This is a genomic window from Nocardioides luteus, from assembly GCF_000960475.2.
In the GTDB taxonomy this organism is placed as follows: Bacteria; Actinomycetota; Actinomycetes; order Propionibacteriales; family Nocardioidaceae; genus Nocardioides; species Nocardioides luteus_A.
This window is the reverse complement of the sequence record NZ_JZDQ02000020.1, coordinates 78,600-97,625: the sequence shown is the minus strand read 5'-3', so window position 1 is coordinate 97,625 and position 19,026 is coordinate 78,600. Positions and strand designations below refer to the sequence as shown.

Below are 19,026 nucleotides of genomic sequence, written 5' to 3'. Positions count from 1 at the left end.
ACATCGAACACGTCGGCTCGTCGGACAGCCGGTGTCCACACTGTGCGCAGCTGGTCATGCCACCCCCATGGCGTCGAAGTTCACTCCCGTGTTTCCCAAGCCTAGGTCACACGCCTCGACCGTGCGCCGATGCGCGGAGATCGCGCAGCAGCGGGATGTCGGGGTTCTCGGCGTCGCGCGAGCCCGGGGTCTCCAGGATGAAGGGCACCCCGTCGGTCGCCGGATGCGCGAAGAGCTCCTCGAAGGCGGTCGTGCCGATGTGGCCGCGACCGATCTGCTCGTGGCGGTCGAGGTTCTTGCCGCGTACGTCCTTGGAATCGTTGGCGTGGATCAGCCGGAGCCGCCCGGCGCCACCGATCTCGACGATCCGGTCGACACAGGCGGTCGCCCCACCGGGCTCGTCCAGCGGAGCGCCGGCGGCGAAGACGTGGCAGGTGTCCAGGCAGATCCCGGCCTTGGGGTGGAAGTCGACCGCCCCGAGGTAGGCCGGCAGGTCCTCGACGCCCGCGCACAGCGAGCGTCCCTGTCCGGCGGTCGGCTCCAGGAGCAGCCACGGAGCGTCGTCGCCGGAGATCTCCTCGAGCACGGGCAGCAGCGCCTCACGGACCTGCTTCAGCGCGGCGGTGTGCTTCTCGCCGGCATCGCCCTCGGGGGAGACGAACGAGCCGGTGTGGATGACGACGCCCTCGGCGCCGATGTCGGCGGCGCGGCGGAGATTGTGGGCGACCAGGGCCGCCGACTTCTCGTAGGTCGTGGGGGTCGGCGAGCCCAGGTTGACCAGGTAGGGAGCGTGGATGAAGGCACGCATCCCGCGCCGTTCGAGCTCGGCGCGGAACGCCTTGTCCTCGGCCGGCTTCCCGGCCGAGAGCGCCCAGCCGCGCGGGTTGCCGACGAAGATCTGCAGCGTCTCGCCGCCGACCGCGTCGGTGTTGGCGAGGGCGCCGGCGACGAGGCCCTTGCCGACCTGTACGTGGGTGCCGATCGGGTTGCGAAGCGAGGTCCGAGAAGAGGTCCGAGGAGAAGTCAAGGTCAGTTCAACCAGATCGTGATCTCGGAGCCGTAGGGCGCCTCGCCCTCGGCGGGCTCCTGTCGGGTCACGAAGTTGAGACCGATCGAGAAGTCGTCGTGCTCCTCCTTGACCTTGAAGCCGGCGGCCTCGAGGGTCTGCTTCGCGGCGTCCTTGCTGCTGCCGACGACGTTGGGGACCGGGACGGAATCGGGGCCCTTGGAGACGACCAGGGTCACCGTCTCGCCCTTGGGGAGGGTGCCGGAGTTGGGGCTCTGGCTGAGCACGGTGCCGGGCTGGACCTCCTGGTTCTCCTCCTCCTGGATCTCGACCTTGAGGCCGTCGCCCTCGAGCGACTTCTTGGCCCGCTCGGCGCTGCGGCCGGTCCAGTCGACGATGGCGACGGGGGCCGGGCCCTTGCTGATCACGAGCACGATCGCCTTGCCGGGCCGCACCAGGGTGCCGGCGCGGGGCTGGGAGTTGATGACGTAGCTCGCGGGGACGTTGTCGTTGAACTTCTCGATCGGGTCGCCGACGCTGAGGCCGAGGTCTTGGATCTCGTCCTGGGCATCGTCGGCGAGCATGCCCTTGACCTTCGGCACCGAGTATTCCTCGATGCCCTTGCTCACGCTGATCTCCACCGTCGAGCCGGGCAGCGCCTTGTGGCCGCGCCCGGGGTCGGAGTCGATCACGGTGCCCTTCGGGACGGTGTCGGAGAACTCGGTGTTGGCCGAGACCTCGAAGCCGGCCTCCTGCAGCTCGGTGGTCGCCTCGCCCCTGCTCAGGCCCGCCACGGACGGCACCCGCTCGTAGCGGCCGTCGATGAACCACCACAGGCCGCCGGCCACCAGCGCGACGGCCACGACGGCGGCACCGATCGCGATCGGGCCCTTCCAGCTCGCCGGCATGCTCCAGCGCTGCTTCGGCTGCGTGGGCGTGGGGGCGATGCGTACGTTCTCCTCGGGCTCGCTCAGCGAGAGCCGTGTGCCGGCGGGAAGGCCGACGGCCGGAGGTGGTCCCGGCGGACCCGGGGGACGGCCCGGCGGCGGGCCGGACGGGCCGGTGGGGCCCTTGGGGCTCAGGCCGAGCGCGGGCAGGACGGCGGTCGCCTCGGAGCCGGCCTCGTCGTGGGCCCGCGCCGGGGCGTCGGGGCCACCGGCCTGGGTCGCCTTGTCCGGGGCGCCGGCTGAGGGCAGCGCCAGGTCGGCGGTGAGATCGGGGTCGTCGAAGATGCCGGCGGACAGGGTGGCCATGACGCGGTTGACCATCCGCAGGAGCACGCCGGCGTCGGCCGGGCGCAGCTCGGGGTCGCGGGCGGTCGCGCGGGCGACCAGCGCGTCGACGTACCGGGGGATCCCGGGGGCGGCCTTCGACGGCGGCGGTACGTCCTCGTGCACGTGCTTGTAGGCGATGTCGACCGGCGAGGGGCCGCTGTGCGGCTTGCGGCCGGTGAGCAGCTCGTAGAGCACCACACCGGCGGCGTAGACGTCGGTGCGCGGCCCGGACCTGGACTCGGTGACCAGCTCGGGCGCGAGGTAGGAGACGGTGCCGACCAGGTTGCCCGTGGTCGCATCGTTGGAGTTGTTGGTCATCACCCGGGCCAGGCCGAAGTCGGCGACCTTGACCCGCTGCGAGATCGAGGCGGCACCGGTGGTGATGAGCACGTTCTCGGGCTTGATGTCGCGGTGAACGATCCCGATCGCGTGCGCTGCGGACATCGCGCTCAGGATCGGCTCGATGTAGGCCAGCGCCTTGCCGGCGCCCAGCGGGGCCTGCGAGGCGATCGTGTCGCGCAGGGTGTGGCCCTCGATGTATTCCATGGCGAGGAACGCGACGCCATCGTCCTCGTCCTGGTCGTAGACGGCGACCACGTTGGGGTGGGAGAGCTTGGCCGCAGACCTGCCCTCGCGCACGAACCGCTCGGCGAAGTTGCCCTCCTCGTCGAGGTTCTGGTGCATCACCTTGACGGCGACGATGCGGTCCAGCCGCATGTCGTGGGCGACGTAGACCGTCGCCATGCCGCCCTTCGCGACCTTCTCGACGATCCGGTAACGCATCCCCAAGACCTTGCCCAGCAGGGGGTCGGATGCGGTAGCCGAGCCTCCGCCGTGGCGCCCGACGACGCCGTCACGGGGGTCCGCCTCACTAGCCACGCGATCCTCCTGTCTCCGGTCGGAGAAGTATTCCGGACCGGGCAATGGTACGGACCAGCGGGTCCCACTCACGACTTTCCGGCGCGGCTACCCGGGCCGGTAATGTGATCGTTATGAGCGATGTGCGGTTGGCTGAGCAGGATCTGGGTGTCCTGGTTGAAGAGTGGATCGACTGGGCTACGGCCGCGTCGCTGCTCGGGGTGACCGTGGGGAAGGTGCGCACCATGATCCGCGAGCACGAGCTCGCCGCGGCGGTGCCTCCGGGGATGAAGGGCCAGCACATTCCGGCCCTGTTCATCCAGGACGGCCTGCCGGTCAAGGGTCTGAGCGGGCTGCTGCACGTGCTCCACGACGGACGCTACGACGACCGCGAGATCATCGCCTGGCTCTTCCTCGACGACGACCTCCCGGGCCGCCCGATCGACGCGCTTCGGGAGAACCGCGGGTCGGAGGTCAAGCGCCGGGCCCAGGCCATGGCACTCTGACCAGGCCTGCCCAGGCCCTGCCCGTACGTCTCGGAGGAACCTCGTGAGGTCGAAGTCTGCCCTGATCGGTCTGCTGCTCGCCGTCGTGATGGCGCTGTTCGCCGGATGCGGCACCGCCGGCGGCGGCGCCGGCTCGGGTGAGGGCGGGAAGACAGGCACCGATCCGGAGAGCGGGCTCGCCTGGATCGCGGAGTCCGACCTGCCGCCCGAGGGCGTCGAGACGCTCGAGCTGATCGACGCCGGCGGCCCGTTCCCCTACCCGGGCAAGGACGGCAGCACCTTCGGCAACCGTGAGGGCATCCTGCCCGAGGAGGCGCCGGGCTACTACGCCGAATACACCGTGCCGACACCTGGCTCCGAGGACCGGGGTGCGCGGCGTATCGTCACAGGCGAGGGTGGGGAGTTCTACTTCACCGAGGACCACTACGAGTCGTTCTCACGGATCGACCGGGGGTGATGGGAATGAGTGGACTGGCAGGTCTCCTGGCCGGGAAGGTCGAGCCCGGCGTCTACCGCTGGCACACCGAGCTGGCCGCGGCCGACCTCTCCGAGTCGGTGACCGGCGCCGGCTGGGCGCTGGCGCAGATCGCCGACGTGGCCGAGACCAAGGACGAGGTGCTCGGCGCCATCGGCACCGCGCTCGGGTTCCCGGCCCACTTCGGCCGCAACCTCGACGCGCTGTGGGACTCGCTGCGCGACCTCTCCGCGCCGACGGTGCTGCTGTGGGAGACGTGGGGGTGCGCTGCGTACGCGGACCGTGCCGGTTTCGACAAGATCGTCCAGGTCCTCCGAGACCGGGCGGCGGAGATCTCCGAGGACCGGCCGGCGTTCACCGTGCTGCTGCGCGGCGACGGTCCGGAGACCGACCTGCCCGACCTGGGCTGAGCCTCAGCCGACGGTCACGACGCGGGTCGGGTAGCCGGTGGCCCCGTCGGGGACCACGGGTGCCTCGTCGGCGGTCTGCGGGACCCCGGTGCGGTCATAGGCCCGTGCCTGGATCCGGTGCTCACCCTCGGTCGCGTCCCACCGGAAGGTCCACTGCCGCCAGGTGTCGATGCTGTCCTCGGTGGCGAGCGTGGCGGGCTGCCAGGGGCCGTCGTCGATGCGTACCTCGACCTTGCTCACGCCGCGGTGCTGTGCCCAGGCGACCCCGGCGACGGTGCGCTCACCGGCCATCACGTCGTCACCGGGGAGGTCGATGCGGCACTCCGTCTTGATCGGGCCCTGCGCCGACCAGCCGCGGTCGGTCCAGTAGGCGCGGAAGTCGTCGAAGCGGGTCACCTCGAGGTCGGTCAGCCACTTGGTCGCCGAGACGTAGCCGTAGAGGCCGGGGACGACCATGCGTACGGGGAAGCCGTGGTCCTGGGTCAGCGGCTCGCCGTTCTGGGCGATCGCGAGCAGGGCGTCGCGGCCGTCGGTGAGCGCCTCGAGCGGGGTGCCGATGGTGATCCCGTCGGCGCCGGTGGACTTCACCGCGTCGGCGCGGGGATCGACGCCGGCGCGCTTGAGCACGTCGCGGATGCGTACGCCGGTCCAGGTCGCGTTGCCGATCAGGTCGCCGCCGACCTCGTTGGACACGCAGCAGATCGTGACCCGGCGCTCGTAGAGCGGCATCGCGACCAGGTCCGCATAGGTCAGCTCGACCGGGTTGTCGACCAGGCCGTGGATCTTGAGCCGGTAGTCGGCGACGTCGACGCGTGGGGTGAGCAGGGCGATGTCGATGCGGTAGAAGTCCTCGACGGAGGTCAGGTGGGGCGTCAGGCCGTCGATCCGGAGCTCCGCGCCCGCCGGGAGGGGCGCGGCGGGGGAGACGGCCGCCGGGATGGCCACCTTCGTCGCGGGATGCCGGCGGCCGGTGACGACCTTCGCGCCGACCCCGCCGGCGGCGCCCACCGCGGTCACCGCAGCGGCGGCGACCAGGAACCGGCGACGGTCGAAGCCGTCGGGCGCCTCCGCCTCGGCCGGGGTGGCATCGGCTTCCCGCAAGGGCCGGGTGAGCAGCACCAGGGCGGTGATCCCGACCGCCAGGCCGATGACCAGCGCCACGATTCCCCTGGTCCCGTTGCCCGCCCGGTCGGCCAGGAGGGCGGCCACGTCGACGGCCCCGAGGAGCAGCAGCATGGCCGCGCCGAGTGCGGGGCGGCGTACGGCCAGGGCGCCGGCCACACCGAGGAGGACCAGCGTGACCAGCGCGACGCTGGCCAGCAGGACCGGCTTGTCGGCGGTGCCGAAGGCGGAGACGGCCGCCTCCTTGAGCCAGCGCGGGGTGAGGTCGATGACCCGGTCGCCGAGCGCGAGCAGGGGTGAGGTGCCGCGGGCGAGGGCCGCGATGAGCTCGGCGACACCGAGGCCGAGCACGCCGGCCGCGATGCCCGTGACGGGGCCGTTCGGACGTCCGGGGACGATGCGGGATGTCATGCTGTGGGTTCGTGGCCGTTCGGTGGGCGGATGGGTCCAATCCTCCCACTCCTCGGCTGCGAACCCAGGGGTGAGATCGATCATCTGACGGAAGGGGTGCGTGTGCGACGAGCGCTGCGGGTCGTGAGCGATGCTGCGTCGCCGGACCCGGACGGCGAGCTGGACCCGGAGGCGGCGCTGGCCGCGGTCGCCGGGGGAGACCTGGATGCCTTCGGCCGGCTCTACGACGACCTGGCTCTGCTCGTCTTCGGCGTCGCCCGGCGGGTCGTGCGCGACCCCTCGCGTGCGGAGGAGGTGACCCAGGAGGTGTTCACCGAGGTCTGGCGCCAGGCGACCCGGTTCGACCCCGCCCGCGGGAGCGTGCGGACCTGGGTGCTGACGATCGCGCACCGGCGGGCGGTCGACACGGTGCGCTCGTCGCAGGCGTCACGAGCGCGGGAGGAGCACGTCGCCCGGCGCGAGCCGGTCGAGGTCGCCGGCCCCGAGGAGGCGGTGGTGACGGCCGACGAGCACGAAGGCGTACGCCGCTGCCTGGACTCCCTCACGCCGCTGCAGTCGCAGGCGGTGCGGCTGGCCTACTACCAGGGTTTCACCTACCCGCAGGTCGCCGAGATGCTCGGGCGGCCGCTGCCGACGGTGAAGACGCGGATGCGGGACGGGCTGATCCGGCTGCGGGACTGTCTGGAGGGTCACGATGGCGCCTGACGTACACGGTCTGGTCGGGGCCTATCTCCTGCACGCGCTGGAGCCCGGTGAGCGCGCAGAGGTCGAGGCGCACCTGGCCGTCTGCCCCGACTGCCGGGAGGAGGTCGACTCGCTGCGGGCGGCGACCGCGGCGCTCGCCCTCCCGGTCGCCGAGGCGCCTCCGGCGGCGCTGCGCGCCCGGGTGATGCGTACGGCCTCGGAGACACCGCAGGTGCCGCCCGTGGTCGCGGCGATCCGTCGACGTCGCCGGTGGCTCGCGGGCGTCGCGGCCGCGGCCGCCGCCCTGGTCATCGGTGCCGGCGTGACGGTCGGCGTGGTCGTCCGGCACGACGACCCACCCGCGACGACCGCGGCCGAGGTGATGTCGGCGCCGGACGCGCGGATGCACAGGAAGGAGACCTCCGACGGCGAGCTGATGGTCGCGATGTCCCACCAGATGCGCATGGTCGCCGTCGACACCGCCCACCTCGCGCGTCCCGCCGGGATGACCTACCAGGTCTGGTGGCACACCGACACCGGCATGGAGTCGGCCGGCGTCCTGGACGAGGAGATGTCCGTCGCCGTACCCGTCGAGGACGGCGACCTCATGGTCACCATGGAGCCGATGGGCGGCTCCGAGGAGCCGTCCGAGAAGGTCCTCTTCCAGATGCCCGCCGAGCGTCTCTGAGGCGACCTCAGACGGTGCGCTGGGTGGCGGCGGTGGCGAGGGCGCGGAGGACTTCCGCGGCGTCCGGGTCGAGGAGACCCGACGTCTTCGCGTCGTCGAGGGCGGTGAGACCCTGGTCGGCGAGCTCGGTGATGGCCTTCTCGACCTGCTGCTCGGCGCCGGAGGAGGCGATGATCGTACGCAGCGCCGCGACCTGCTCCTCGGTGAGCTGCTGACCGAGGGAGCGGTCGAGGAGGTCGGCGTCGGCGGACGGTGAGCCCGTCAGGGCGAGCGCGACCAGGACCGTGCGCTTGCCCTCGACGAGGTCGTCGCCGGCGGGCTTGCCGGTGACCGAGGGGTCGCCGAAGACGCCGAGGAGGTCGTCGCGGAGCTGGAAGGCCTCGCCGACCGGAAGGCCGTAGGCCGACAGTGCCGCGATCTGCTCCGGGGAGGCTCCCGCCAGGGCGGCGCCGACGTGGAGCGGCCTCTCGACGGAGTACTTCGCCGCCTTGTAGCGCACCACCTTCATCGCCGCCTCGACGTCCGCGGCGCCGCGCGCCTGGACGGTGATGTCGAGGAACTGCCCGGCGATGACCTCGCTGCGGGTGTGGTCGAAGACCGAGAGCGCGGCGGAGGTCTCGGCACCCCCGAACCCCGAGGTACGAAGCAGCTCGTCCGACCAGGTCAGCAGCAGGTCTCCGAGGAGCACGGCAGCGGCATCGCCGTAGGCACGGGACCGGCCGGGCCAGCCCGCGGCGGCGTGGTCGGCCTCGAAGGCACGGTGGGCGGCCGGTGCGCCCCGGCGGGTGTCGGAGTCGTCGATGACGTCGTCGTGGACGAGCGCCGATGCCTGGAGCAGCTCCAGCGCGGCGGCCGCGCGTACCAGTGACTCGTCTTCGGCGGGCGTGGGGGAGGGGTTGACCGCGCGGAAGCCCCAGTAGCAGAACGCGGCCCTCAGCCGCTTGCCGCCGGACATCGACTCACGGGCCCGGCGCAGCAGCGGTTCGACCTCGTCGCCGAGCGGGGCCAGCCGCTCGGACTGCGTCTCGAGAAAGGTGTCCAGAGCCCCCTGGACGCGACTGCGGAATTCACCGGCGCCCCACGTTTCATTCACTCTCCGAGCCTAGGGCACTCACTACGATGGCCCGATGGTGACTGGACGTGGACGCTCCCTCGCGGAGCTGATCAACCAGGGCGAGCGCTCGTTCTCCTTCGAGTTCTTCCCGCCCAAGGACGAGGCCGGCGAGGAGCAGCTGTGGAACGCCGTGCGCGCGCTGGAGCCCTACCGCCCGACCTTCGTGAGCGTCACCTACGGCGCCGGCGGCTCGACCCGTGACAAGACGGTCGCCATCACTGGCCGGATCGCCGCCGAGACCGAGCTGCTGCCGGTCGCCCACCTGACCTGCGTCGGTCACACCCGCGACGAGGTCGCCGCGATCCTGGACTCCTACGCCGCCCAGGGCGTCGCCCACGTGATGGCACTGCGCGGCGACCCCGCCGAGGGTCCGCGGGCCGCGTGGACCCCGACCCCCGGCGGTCTCGACCACGCGATCGACGTGGTGAGGCTGGCCAAGGAGCGGGGTGACTTCCGCATCGGCGTCGCCGCCTTCCCCGAGGGCCACCCGAGCGCGGAGTCGATCGAGGCCGACGCCGACGTCCTGGTCGCCAAGGCGAGGGCCGGGGCGGAGTTCGCGGTCACCCAGATGTTCTTCCGGGCCGCCGACTACTTCGGCCTCGTCGACCGGGTCCGCGCCCGCGGCGTCGACATCCCGATCCTGCCCGGCATCATGCCGATCCTGAACCTCGCCGCCATCCGCCGCCAGAGCGAGCTGATCGGCGCCGAGGTCCCCGAGGAGATCGTCGAGCGCCTCACCGCCGCCGGTCCGGAGCCCGCCGACATCCGCGCCGAGGGCATCGCCGTGGCCGCCGAGCTGTGCCAGGAGCTCCTCGACGGAGGCGCGCCCGGGCTGCACTTCTACACGCTCAACCGCTCCAAGGCGACGCTGGAGATCTTCGCCAAGCTCAACGTCACCGTCTAGGCCGCGCTCACTTCGCGGCTGGTCCGATCGACTGCGCGACCAGCGCCGACGACAGCCCCGCGAACGGCAGTCCGGAGCCGGGCGTCGCGTGCGCACCGGCGGCGTAGACGTTCGGGATCGGGGTGCGCGGCCCGAGCCGCTGGAACACCGTGTTGCGCCCTGCCCACTTCACGCCCAGCGGGGAGCCGCGCCAGCGGCGTACGAGCTCGGCGGCGCCCAGGTCGACCCGGTGCACGACGTGCTCGCGGACGTCGATCCGGTGGCGGGCCAGCGCCAGCAGGACATCCTCCATCAGCTTGCCGTAGGAGTGGATCGTCCAGCCGTGCTGCCCTGCGGGGGCGAGCCCGCGGGTGCGTACGACCAGGGTCGGCTCGCCGTGGAGCACCAGCTCGTCGGGGAGGTCGGTGAGGTGCTCGGGCAGCTCGGAGAGCCCGAGATGGAACGTCATCGGCGGGATCGCCGGCAGGGTGCGCTCGACCAGCGGCCGCAGAGCCGGCAGCGAGCGCGGGTCGAAGGCGACCACGACCGCGCCGTCGGCGCCGAGGTCGATCTCGCCGGCGGTGGTGCTCACCGCGACCGCCCGCCCGTCGCGTACGACGATGTCCTCCACGCGGGTCGCGGTCTGCACCGAGACCCGGCGGGTCGTCATCCGGGCGGCGAGCACCTCGGCGACCACGCCCATCCCGCCCTCGACGCGCCAGGCTCCGAACCGCTGCTCGAGGTAGGCGGTCAGCCCCGCCCAGGCAGGTACGTCACGCAGCTCCTGCCCCGCGGCGACGAACGGGTGCGCCGCGACCAGCCGGAGCCGCTCGTCCTTGAACGTCTTGCGCAGCCGCTTGTGGAGGGTCTCGCGGGACCTGAACCGCTCCGCGACGGCCGACGGCAGCGCCGACGGCTCCCACGGCACCTCGAAGTAGTGCTGGCGCAGCACCTCCCAGTCCTCGCTGAACCGGGCGACGTAGTCGGTCCACGCCTGACCCACGCCGCGGCCGAGCCCGTCGAAGGCCGCCAGCTGGGCCCCGCGGGTCCCGCCGGGCACGGCGACCGAGGTCTTGTCGGCGAACCGGTGCTCGCGGATCACGTCCATCGGCACCAGCTCGAGCTCACGCTCGGCGGGCCGCCCGGACTTGCGGAACAGGTCGCGCATCACCGCGGGCAGCAGGGTCGAGGTCGCCGAGGCGTCCCAGGTGAACCCCTCCTCGCGCACCGGCACCAGGGCGCCGCCGAGCTCGCCGGAGGCCTCGAGCAGGGTCACCGAGTGGCCGAGCTTGGCCAGCCTGGCGGCGCTGGCCATCCCGGCGTACCCGCCCCCGAGGACGACGACGCTCGTCACTGGACGGGATAGGGCTTGGTGGTGCCGTCGGAGGGCCCGCCAGGTGGTGGGGCGCCCCGTCGCCCGCGCCGGGTCAGCCTGCGCCAGCCCCCGCGGACCGCGCGGACGATGAGATAGACCAGCACCAGCCCGGCCACCAGCAGGACGCCGGCGACGCCCGCCGCCGCCAGCGGGTGCTCGGTCGCGAACCAGACGACACCGAGGACGAGCCCGTCCTCGGCCAGGCTGACCACCGAGTTGGAGACCGGCTCGGGGGAGGTGTTGACCGCGAGCCGCTCGCTGGCCTTGATCAGATGGGACATCAGCGCCGAGGTGCCGCCCACGACGCCGCCGACGGCCTCGTTGAGGGAGTCGGCCTCACCGGCGAGCAGGACACCGATCACGGCGCCGATCGTGGGACGGATCACGGTGGAGATCGAGTCCCACGTCGAGTCGATGTAGGGCACCTTGTCGGCGACGAACTCGATCGCGTACATCAACCCCGCGGCCGCCAGCACCGGCCAGGTGCCGAGCACGTCGGGGATCTCCTCGGCCCCCGTCGTACGCTGCACGACGCCGAGCACCAGCACGACCAGGTAGGCGTTGATGCCACTGGCCCACCCGCTGGAGAAGGTCAGCGCTAGAGATTCCATGAGGACATCTTGGCCTACGCCACCGACAGTGCGGCCCCGGCCTGAGACCGGGAGCACGCGCTCGGGTATTTACCCCCGTTGTGTCCCGTACGGCAGAATGGCCTGATCAACGGAGACCGAACCCCACGTCGCAAGGAGACCGGATGACCATGACGACACCCGACGAGAACGAAGGTGTGGTCGTGAGCGAGGAAGCGGAGGTCGCCTACGAGGTGGCCGCCCTCGCAGCGGAGCCCGTCCCGCGGGAGATGACCTGGGCGGTTCGGCTGATCATCGGTCTGATCGCGTTCAGCGCGGTCGTGGTCGCGGTGATGGTGCTGCGCTCCGACGACCTGGTGCGCGCGTGGGCGGAGGGCAACTCCTCGGCCAAGCGCATCCTGGAGACCGAGGGTCTCGACGCGCTGATCAACCCGCCCAACGACAACCGGGTCAGCGCGCCGGCGTTCATCGCCCCCGCGATCACCCTGTTCTGCGTCATGGCCAGCATGCTGGGTGTGCTCACGGTCTTCCTCCGCAACGGCTTCGAGTGGGCCCGCATCGTGATCACCTTCCTGGTGTTCATCTCCGTGGTCGCCAGCATCGGCGGCATCATGACCGGGCCGCCGGTGACCATCAGCGTGCTCACCGTGATCGCGATCCTCATCGCCGCCGGCCTGCTGGCGGTCATGTGGCTGCCGGCGAACACGCGCTACATCCACCCGCCGCACCGCATCCGCGGCGCCGTCGCCGACGACTGAGCGACCCGCTCCACCGCTTCGACACGCCCCGTCACCGAAACGTCTTGTGACTGTCGGTGGCGGGGTGTAGTTTGATCACGTGTTCGAACAGATGTTCGAACAAGCAGGCTCCGGCGGGTGTCGTCCTCGACCCCCGACCCCCGCCGGAGCCGTCCACTGCGGGGTCGACCGTGAGCGAGAAGGACGACCCCGATGCATCTGCTGCCGGCGACGACCCACAGCTACCTGTTCCGCGCCACCGAGTCGCTCTCGGAGGCCATCGCGGCCGACGACGTGCCGAGCCGGTACGCCATGGCGCACGTCGCCGCCCTCCAGGCCGCGGCGGCGCTGATCGCGGCCCGCACCGACCCTGTCGAGGCGGCCAGCCGCGCCGGTCGCCGCCGTCCGTGGAACGCCTGGGTCCGGCTCAAGAAGGTCGCGCCCGAGCTCTCCGAGTGGGCTGACTACTTCGCGGCCGGCGCCGCCAAGCGCGCCGCTGCCGAGGCCGGCTCGATCCGGGCGGTCACCGCGGAGGAGGCCCACGACCAGGTCCGCGACGCCGACCGGTTCCTCGCCGTCGTGGAGGAGTCTCTCGGGCTGATGGCGCACAGCTCTCAGGTCACCCGCCTGCGGCACGACAGCCTCGTGGGCTGATTCAGGTGTGGTGGGATCAGGGCCTACGCTTGGCCCCATGGCAGCTGGCTCCGCATCAACCAGTCGTCGGGCAGGCGCCCGGACCGTCGCCGTCTGGGACGCGCTCGACCCGGTCCTGGCCTCCGGCCAGCTGGACGTCCTCGACATCGGCGGCGGCACCGGCACCTCAGCCGTACGCATCGCCGGACTCGGCCACCGGGTCACCGTCGTCGACCCCAGCCCCGACGCGCTGGCGGCGCTCGACCGCCGCGCCCGGGAGGCCGGAGTCTCCGTCGACGCGCGCCAGGGTGACCTGGCCGAGCTCTCCGACGTCGTCGACCCCAGCGGCGCCGACGTGGTGCTCTGCCACGGCGTCCTCGAGGTCGTCCCCGACCCCGCTGCCGCACTGGCGGGGATCCGCGAGGTGCTCCGTCCGAGCGGCACGCTCAGCCTGCTCGTCGCCCAGCGCACCGCGGCCGTCCTCTCCCGCGCCCTGGCCGGCCACTTCGCCCAGGCGGCCGAGCTCCTCGACGACACCGCTCCGCAGGGGCGCTCGGGGCGCCGGTTCGCGCTCGACGAGGTCACCGGGCTGCTGGACTCGGCCGGGTTCGAGGTCAGGGACGTGCGTGGCGTACGGGTGTTCGTCGATCATGTTCCTGGGTCGCTGCTCGACGTCGACCCTGGTGCGACCAACGCGCTCGTCGATCTCGAGCAGCGGGCTTCTACCCGCGCCGAATACCTGCCGTTGGCCACCCAGGTGCATCTGCTCGCTTCGCTTCGCTGATGGCTCGCTTCGCTTCGCATTCGGCTCGCTTCGCTTCGCCGGATTGCGCCGACGCGGCGCAAAGGTCCCGCCTCCGCTAGCGCTCCGGCGTGACATTTGCGCCGAGTCAGCGCTGGTCCGCGTCCTCGGAGGATCGGGGTGACCTCCTCCGCTGGCGCTCCGGAGGTCACCCCGATCCTCCATGTCGACATGGACGCCTTCTTCGTCTCGGTGGCGATTCGCCATCAACCCGAGCTCTGGCACCAGCCGGTCGTCGTCGGGGGACACGCACGAGGCGTGGTGACCTGCGCCAACTACCCGGCCCGGGCCTACGGCGTGCGTGCCGCGATGCCCGGCTCGATGGCGCGACGGCTGTGCCCGCAGCTCGTCTCGGTCCGCCTCGACTTCGGCGAGGTCGCCGAGGTCTCCCGGCAGGTCCGGGAGATCTTCCGCCGTGCCACCCCGCTGGTGGAGGTGGTCAGCGTCGACGAGGCGTTCCTCGACGTACGCGGGGCGACCAGGCTCTTCGGAAGCCCCGAGCGGATCGCGGAGCGGATCCGGAGCCAGATCGCCGAGGAGCTGAGCATCACCTGCTCGGTCGGCGTCGCGCCGACGCCGAGCGTCGCCAAGGTCGGCAGCCGCAAGGCGAAGCCCGACGGCGTCGTGGTGGTCCGGCCGGAGGACATCCCCGGCTTCCTCCATCCCCTCGACGTCGGTGAGCTCTACGGCGTCGGTCCCAGCACCCGGAAGCGGTTGCGGCGGCTCGGCTTCGAGACGGTGGGAGACATCGCCCGCACCCCGGTCCCGACGCTCCACCAGATCCTCGGCCCACGCCTCGGCGGCCACCTGCACCGGCTCGCCACCGGCACCGACCGGCGCGAGCTGACCGGACGGCTGGGGCCGGACCTGCCCGACCGGTCGACGGGCGCCCAGGAGACCTTCGGTCACGACCTGAGCGACCGCGAGGACATCGTCCGCGAGCTGCTGCGCCTCTCGGCACGCGTCACCCGGCGGATGAGGAGGGCCGGCACGGTCGGTCGCACCATCACGCTGACGGTCCGGTTCACCGACTTCAAGACCATCTCCCGCTCCCGGACGCTGCCCGATCCCACCGACGTCACCCAGGAGGTGCACGCGACCGCGGTCCGCCTCTACGACGAGCTGAACCTCCGCGGCCGGGCTCTACGCCTGGTCGGGGTCCGGGTCGAGCACCTGGTCACCCGCGACGGCACCGACCGGCAGCTCGTCCTGGGGGAGCGGGAGCGGGGCTGGTCAGAGGCCGACCGTGCCGTCGACCAGGTCGCCGAGCGCTTCGGATCCAGCCTCGTCCGCCGCGCCAGCCTCCTCGATACCGGCCGGGGTTGACGCGGCAGCCGGTCTGGTTGACACAATCAGCTCTGGTTGTGCCATGTGGCAGAACGTCGAGGGGCAAGAATTTTCCGGGCTCACTACCGACTTCAGGATGGCGTGCCTAGACTTGGAGGTGCCCCAACAGGACATGGGAGGTACGGTGCCACTCTCGGAAGAGGAGCTTCGCCTGCTCGAGCAGATGGAGCGCGCGCTCTCGGCGGAGGACCCGAAGTTCGCCTCCGCCCTCCGAGGCACGGCCTTGCGCCGTGCCCAACGTCGGCACGCGGTCATCGCGGGCTTCGTGCTCGCCGGTGGCGTCGCGTTGCTGATGACCGGTGTGATCTCACGGATGTGGATCGTCGGGGTGGTCGGCTTCCTGGTGATGCTGGCTTCGACCTCCGTGCTGCTCACCGCTCTTCGCGGTGCCGCCGCGGTCGAGGAGGACGACGGGAGCCACACACCCCGCAGCTCGTTCTTCGACCGGGCCACCGAGCGCTGGAAGCAGCGCCGCCGCGACAACGACCTCTGATCCACTCCGTCAGGAGGAGATCAGCTCCCGCTCGGACCGAGTGACCGGTCCCTCGGTGGCTGGTGCCGCCACCCGGCGCCGGAAGACCGATGCCGGCCACAACGCCGCCCGGCGGCGCGCCCGCCTGTCAGCATGCTTCCTGAGCGTGGCCGCGACCAGGCGTACGTCGTCCCCGACCGCCGCGGCGACGCGACGCTCCGCGTAGCGATTGCGCTCGACCGCGGTGACGATCCGCTGCAACGCGACCATCGGCTCACGATCCTGCAGGTGAGGCGCCAGGCCGAGCGCCTCCTCGCGCGGTGACCGGTTGCCGGACCAGGGGAGCCCGAGGTCGATCGCGGTGGCACCCAGCTCGGTCCAGCCGTCCTCCGCGTCACCCCTGAGGCGAGCCGCGCGCCGCCTGCGCCGGATCACGGTCGGCCCCGCGAGCACGATCGCGCCGGCCAGGACCACGATCCCCAGACCGATCCAGAGCGGGCCGGTGCTGGATCCCTCGTCGCCGGTGTCGGCGACCTCGGCCGTGTCCGGGGCCTCCCGCTGCGGCCGGTTGGGCACCGGCGCGACGCTCGTGCCGGCGCTGGGGAGGGGCGCCTCCGGCTCGTTGCGGGCGTTGCCGAGCGCGCCGGTGGTGTAGTCGGGCTCGCGGGTGTCGGCGGCGGCGGGGGTCGGCTCGAAGCGGATCCAGCCGATGCCCTCGAACCACAGCTCGGGCCAGGCGTGCAGGTCGCGGCCACGGAACTGCCAGACGCCGTCCTCGTCCTGGTCGCCGCCGAGGAAGCCGAAGGCGACGCGGGCCGGGATGTCGAGCTCGCGGGCGAGCACGGCCATGGCCGTGGCGTACTGCTGGCAGTAGCCGACCTTGTTGTCGGTCAGGAAGTCCAGCAGGGCGGCGCCGTCGGTGCCGACGTCGCGTTCGAGGCTGTAGGTGAACTCGCCGCTGTGCCGGAACCAGTTCTGCAGCGCGACGGCCTTCGCGAATGGGCTGTCCTCGCCGGCGGTCCGCGCCAGGGCGATCTCCTCGATCTTGTCGGGGAGCAGGGGCAGGTTGGTCATGCCGGGCGGCGCGCTCACGCCGGGGTCGCCGGCGGCCAGCAGCCGCTCCTGGGACGGTTCGACCGGGGCGGCCGTCATCTCCCACTCCTGGCCGGCGACGGTCTCGTCGCGGCCCTCGGTGGACATGAAGTCGAGGGTGTCCTCGTCGTAGCGCCACGGCCCCCTGGCCGTGACCTCGAGGGGATGGGTGAAGATCGGGAGCCAGGTCGACTGGAAGTTGTCGCTGGCCTTCAGACGGTAGGTCGTCGCCTCGCCCAGCAGGGTCTCGTCCGACATCGGTGGGTCGAAGGTGGCGATGCCGGTGTGGTCGGCGGGGACGTCGCGGTTGCCCGAGGTCCATTCCGTGCCGGTGAACTTGGTGAGCACGCCGACCCGCAGGTAGGACGGTGGCGTCTTGGTGTCGCCGTCGACGGGGGTGACCGAGACCATCACCTGGTCGCTCTGCCGCCGCAGGTCGTCGTAGAGCCCGACGGTCGGGTTGATCACCCGCAGCGGGCCGTTGCCGTCTCCCGGACCCAGACCGGGGAGGGTCACGTTCGGGGCGGGCATCCAGGCGGGGGTGAGCAGCGCGATCACGACCGCGGAGACGCCGATGACCGCGGGTCCGGCAGCGGGCGCCGGTGGGAGATCCTCGTCGAGGCGCCGGCCCCAGCGGCCCAGCTGCTGGGCCCGATCGAGGCGCAGCATCACCAGGAACGAGGTCGCGGTGAAGACGAAGACGACCCAGGAGACCCCGCCCCAGCCACCGGCGCCGATGATGCTGAACGGCAGCGTGAAGACGCCGAGCACCACCAGCCCCATCATGGGCGGGCGCCGCAGCGTGATCGCCAGGATGTCGGCCAGCAGCACCGCCGCGACGCCGCCCGGGATGAGGTAGGGGGCCACGTCCGGCCCGGACATCGGCAGGTCGAACGGGTTGAACGCGGCGTACGCCTCCGTCATCACGGCGACGAGCCGGGCCCGGCCGGCGCCGGCGACCGGGAAGGGGTGATGGACGACCAGGAGGCTGGTCGCGATCGTGCCGAGGAGCAGCTGCAGCAGGACCACGACCGAGCCGTGCACGCGCAGGAGCCGAGCGGAGATGCCGGTGCCGACGATGAGCACGCCGACGACGAGGATCGGGCCGAGATAGGAGAACCGGGTGTTCGTGAACGAGCCCCACGAGGACAGCGCGAACAGGACGGTCACCAAACAGGTCACCGGCACCGACATGGCGGGCGCGACACCGCGTACGTCGCTGGAGGTCATCATCGTGCCACCCCCGCTCCCGCCGCCGCGCCCCTGGTGCCGAGCTCGCGCCAGCGCGTCGCCACGGAGTCGCCGATCCCGAGCTCGACGGCCTTCCAGCCGTGCTGGATGAGCAGAGGTACGCCGCTGGGCCGCTCCTGCTCGGGTGCCAGATGCACCGCGCTCCACCCGTCGACGGCCAGGGCGAAGGCGAGGGCGGTCCCGGTGTGGTGGCGCACCCGGCGGAGCACCCCGGCGTCGTCCTCGTCGAGGGACCCGAGCACCGCCACGGTGATTCCGCCCTGTCCGGCCTCGCCCATCCAGGAGGCGTCGATGTGGTGCTGGTGGGTGGTCTCGACCACCGCGAGCGCCTCCAGCAGGGCGGCGGCGTCGGCCTGACCTTCGCGGTCGTGCCAGCCGGCGTTGAGCTCACCACCTCCCGCCGAGGCGAAACCCGTCGCACCCGTGGCGCCGGGGGCGATCCCGCCCGAGGTCACCAGGCGCACGGAGTAGCCGGCCTCGACCAGGTGCACCGCCACCGAGGCGGCGACCACGACGGCCTGCTCGAAGGAGGAGCCGGCACCCTGACCGCGATGGACCGAGCGGCGGTTGTCGAGGAAGACGGTGGCCCGGGCCTGCCAGGGCTGCTCCTCGCGGCGCACCATCAGCTCACCGAGCTTGGCCGAGCTGCGCCAGTGGACTCGCCGCAGGTCGTCGCCGCGACGGTATTCACGCACCGTGACGTCCTCCGCGCTGCCGCCCAGGAACGCCCGCGGCCGGGAGTCGCCGGAGGCGGTGGCGTTGCCGGTCAGCGGTGTCGGCGGCAGCGCGACCACCCGCGGCGTGACCGTGAAGGGGAGCGTGGACTGGAAGGCGCGGTTGAGCTCGACCAGGCCGAACGGGTCGGCCACGGTCACCCGCATCGGGCCGATGTCGAAGCGGCCCCGGATCTCCGAGCGGATCTGGTAGCCGAGCTTGTGGCGCCAGCCGAAGCCGATCCGGTCGACCACGAAGCGCGGGCGCCCGCCCAGCGCGTACGGCACCGTCTCCTCCAGCAGCAGGGTGCCGGTGGGGATCCGGCCCTCGTTGGCGATGGTGAGCTCGACCCTGGCGGGTTGGCCGGCCTCGGTCAGGTGCGGCTCGATGTGGCGTACGAGTGCGAGCCGGTAGCGGCCCCAGGCGGCGACCACGGCGGTGACCAGCGGCAGGGCGACCAGCAGCATCCCGATCCGGGACAGCGTGGACTGGTCCAGCAGGATTCCGCAGACGATCGCGGTGATCCCGGCGGCCAGGAAAGCCCGGCCCCGGACGGTCAGTCCGGCCAGCGCCTCGCGCATC

The 19,026-nt window shown here is 72.1% G+C and carries 19 protein-coding genes; 11 read left to right on the top strand and 8 right to left on the bottom strand.

The genetic code is table 11. The features are described from left to right. Nucleotides 1-106: 106 nt before the first annotated feature. Entirely contained in the window at nucleotides 107-1,027 is a 921-nt protein-coding gene (locus UG56_RS15400; protein WP_045551499.1) for a deoxyribonuclease IV, read from the bottom strand. 2 nt (nucleotides 1,028-1,029) lie between these two features. Then, nucleotides 1,030-3,159 carry a Stk1 family PASTA domain-containing Ser/Thr kinase gene (pknB, locus tag UG56_RS15395; RefSeq protein WP_143055055.1) on the bottom strand — a complete coding sequence of 710 codons (2,130 nt, stop codon included), beginning with the start codon at nucleotides 3,157-3,159 and terminating at the stop codon, nucleotides 1,030-1,032. Between the two features lie 113 nt (nucleotides 3,160-3,272). On the opposite strand from pknB, the gene UG56_RS15390 reads away from it, so the two are divergent. From UG56_RS15390 to UG56_RS15380, 3 genes are read left to right on the top strand one after another with little or no spacing between them, the layout of a single operon-like run. Then, the gene (locus UG56_RS15390; RefSeq protein ID WP_045551989.1) at nucleotides 3,273-3,644 is read left to right on the top strand and encodes an Rv2175c family DNA-binding protein; all 372 of its coding nucleotides are present in this window, start codon (nucleotides 3,273-3,275) and stop codon (nucleotides 3,642-3,644) included. Nucleotides 3,645-3,687: 43 nt separating this feature from the next. Further along, nucleotides 3,688-4,101 (top strand): ribonuclease domain-containing protein, encoded by a 414-nt coding sequence (locus UG56_RS15385; protein ID WP_143055054.1) that lies wholly within the window; start codon nucleotides 3,688-3,690, stop codon nucleotides 4,099-4,101. A gap of 5 nt (nucleotides 4,102-4,106) precedes the next feature. Next, nucleotides 4,107-4,529: a barstar family protein gene (locus tag UG56_RS15380; RefSeq protein ID WP_052694254.1), complete on the top strand. Its 423-nt coding sequence runs from the start codon at nucleotides 4,107-4,109 to the stop codon at nucleotides 4,527-4,529. 3 nt (nucleotides 4,530-4,532) lie between these two features. Here the strand turns inward: UG56_RS15380 and UG56_RS15375 are convergent, their stop codons facing one another. Beyond that, complete coding sequence (locus tag UG56_RS15375) at nucleotides 4,533-6,062, bottom strand: molybdopterin-dependent oxidoreductase (protein ID WP_071327111.1); 1,530 nt, start codon at nucleotides 6,060-6,062, stop codon at nucleotides 4,533-4,535. Between the two features lie 123 nt (nucleotides 6,063-6,185). Between UG56_RS15375 and sigK the strand changes: the two genes are divergently transcribed. Together sigK and UG56_RS15365 are read left to right on the top strand one after the other, a co-directional pair. Further along, nucleotides 6,186-6,767, top strand: coding sequence for an ECF RNA polymerase sigma factor SigK (gene sigK, locus UG56_RS15370; RefSeq protein WP_256206653.1), 582 nt, complete (start codon nucleotides 6,186-6,188; stop codon nucleotides 6,765-6,767). Beyond that, nucleotides 6,757-7,434, top strand: coding sequence for an anti-sigma factor (locus UG56_RS15365; protein WP_071327110.1), 678 nt, complete (start codon nucleotides 6,757-6,759; stop codon nucleotides 7,432-7,434). Before sigK ends, UG56_RS15365 begins: the two co-directional genes overlap by 11 nt. Before the next feature lie 7 nt (nucleotides 7,435-7,441). Here UG56_RS15365 and UG56_RS15360 read toward each other — a convergent pair whose 3' ends face one another. Then, on the bottom strand, nucleotides 7,442-8,527 hold the full coding sequence (locus tag UG56_RS15360; RefSeq protein ID WP_045551729.1) for a polyprenyl synthetase family protein: 1,086 nt from the start codon (nucleotides 8,525-8,527) through the stop codon (nucleotides 7,442-7,444). Nucleotides 8,528-8,561: 34 nt separating this feature from the next. Here UG56_RS15360 and metF point away from each other — a divergent pair, with 34 nt between their 5' ends. Beyond that, nucleotides 8,562-9,452, top strand: a complete 891-nt coding sequence (gene metF, locus UG56_RS15355) for a methylenetetrahydrofolate reductase [NAD(P)H] (RefSeq protein ID WP_045551728.1) — start codon at nucleotides 8,562-8,564, stop codon at nucleotides 9,450-9,452. Nucleotides 9,453-9,459: 7 nt separating this feature from the next. On the opposite strand, the gene UG56_RS15350 is transcribed toward metF, so the two are convergent. After that, nucleotides 9,460-10,785: a phytoene desaturase family protein gene (locus tag UG56_RS15350; protein WP_143055053.1), complete on the bottom strand. Its 1,326-nt coding sequence runs from the start codon at nucleotides 10,783-10,785 to the stop codon at nucleotides 9,460-9,462. Continuing rightward, entirely contained in the window at nucleotides 10,782-11,417 is a 636-nt protein-coding gene (locus UG56_RS15345; RefSeq protein WP_045551727.1) for a DUF4126 domain-containing protein, read from the bottom strand. Before UG56_RS15345 ends, UG56_RS15350 begins: the two co-directional genes overlap by 4 nt. Before the next feature lie 143 nt (nucleotides 11,418-11,560). Here UG56_RS15345 and UG56_RS15340 point away from each other — a divergent pair, with 143 nt between their 5' ends. The 5 genes from UG56_RS15340 (at nucleotide 11,561) to UG56_RS15320 (ending at nucleotide 15,408) form a co-directional block, all read left to right on the top strand. Further along, nucleotides 11,561-12,154 carry a hypothetical protein gene (locus UG56_RS15340; RefSeq protein WP_045551726.1) on the top strand — a complete coding sequence of 198 codons (594 nt, stop codon included), beginning with the start codon at nucleotides 11,561-11,563 and terminating at the stop codon, nucleotides 12,152-12,154. Between the two features lie 192 nt (nucleotides 12,155-12,346). Continuing rightward, on the top strand, nucleotides 12,347-12,787 hold the full coding sequence (locus UG56_RS15335; protein ID WP_071327109.1) for an SAV_6107 family HEPN domain-containing protein: 441 nt from the start codon (nucleotides 12,347-12,349) through the stop codon (nucleotides 12,785-12,787). Between the two features lie 37 nt (nucleotides 12,788-12,824). Continuing rightward, the gene (locus tag UG56_RS15330) at nucleotides 12,825-13,550 is read left to right on the top strand and encodes a methyltransferase domain-containing protein (protein WP_071327108.1); all 726 of its coding nucleotides are present in this window, start codon (nucleotides 12,825-12,827) and stop codon (nucleotides 13,548-13,550) included. A gap of 138 nt (nucleotides 13,551-13,688) precedes the next feature. After that, nucleotides 13,689-14,894, top strand: a complete 1,206-nt coding sequence (dinB, locus tag UG56_RS15325; RefSeq protein WP_045550944.1) for a DNA polymerase IV — start codon at nucleotides 13,689-13,691, stop codon at nucleotides 14,892-14,894. 145 nt (nucleotides 14,895-15,039) lie between these two features. Beyond that, a complete protein-coding gene (locus UG56_RS15320) occupies nucleotides 15,040-15,408 on the top strand; it encodes a DUF3040 domain-containing protein (RefSeq protein WP_045550950.1) in 369 nt (122 codons plus the stop codon). Nucleotides 15,409-15,417: 9 nt separating this feature from the next. On the opposite strand, the gene UG56_RS15315 is transcribed toward UG56_RS15320, so the two are convergent. Next, nucleotides 15,418-17,712: a transglutaminase family protein gene (locus UG56_RS15315; protein WP_084101098.1), complete on the bottom strand. Its 2,295-nt coding sequence runs from the start codon at nucleotides 17,710-17,712 to the stop codon at nucleotides 15,418-15,420. Then, nucleotides 17,709-19,025 carry a DUF58 domain-containing protein gene (locus UG56_RS15310; RefSeq protein WP_045550942.1) on the bottom strand — a complete coding sequence of 439 codons (1,317 nt, stop codon included), beginning with the start codon at nucleotides 19,023-19,025 and terminating at the stop codon, nucleotides 17,709-17,711. Before UG56_RS15310 ends, UG56_RS15315 begins: the two co-directional genes overlap by 4 nt. Between the last annotated feature and the right edge of the window lies 1 nt (nucleotide 19,026).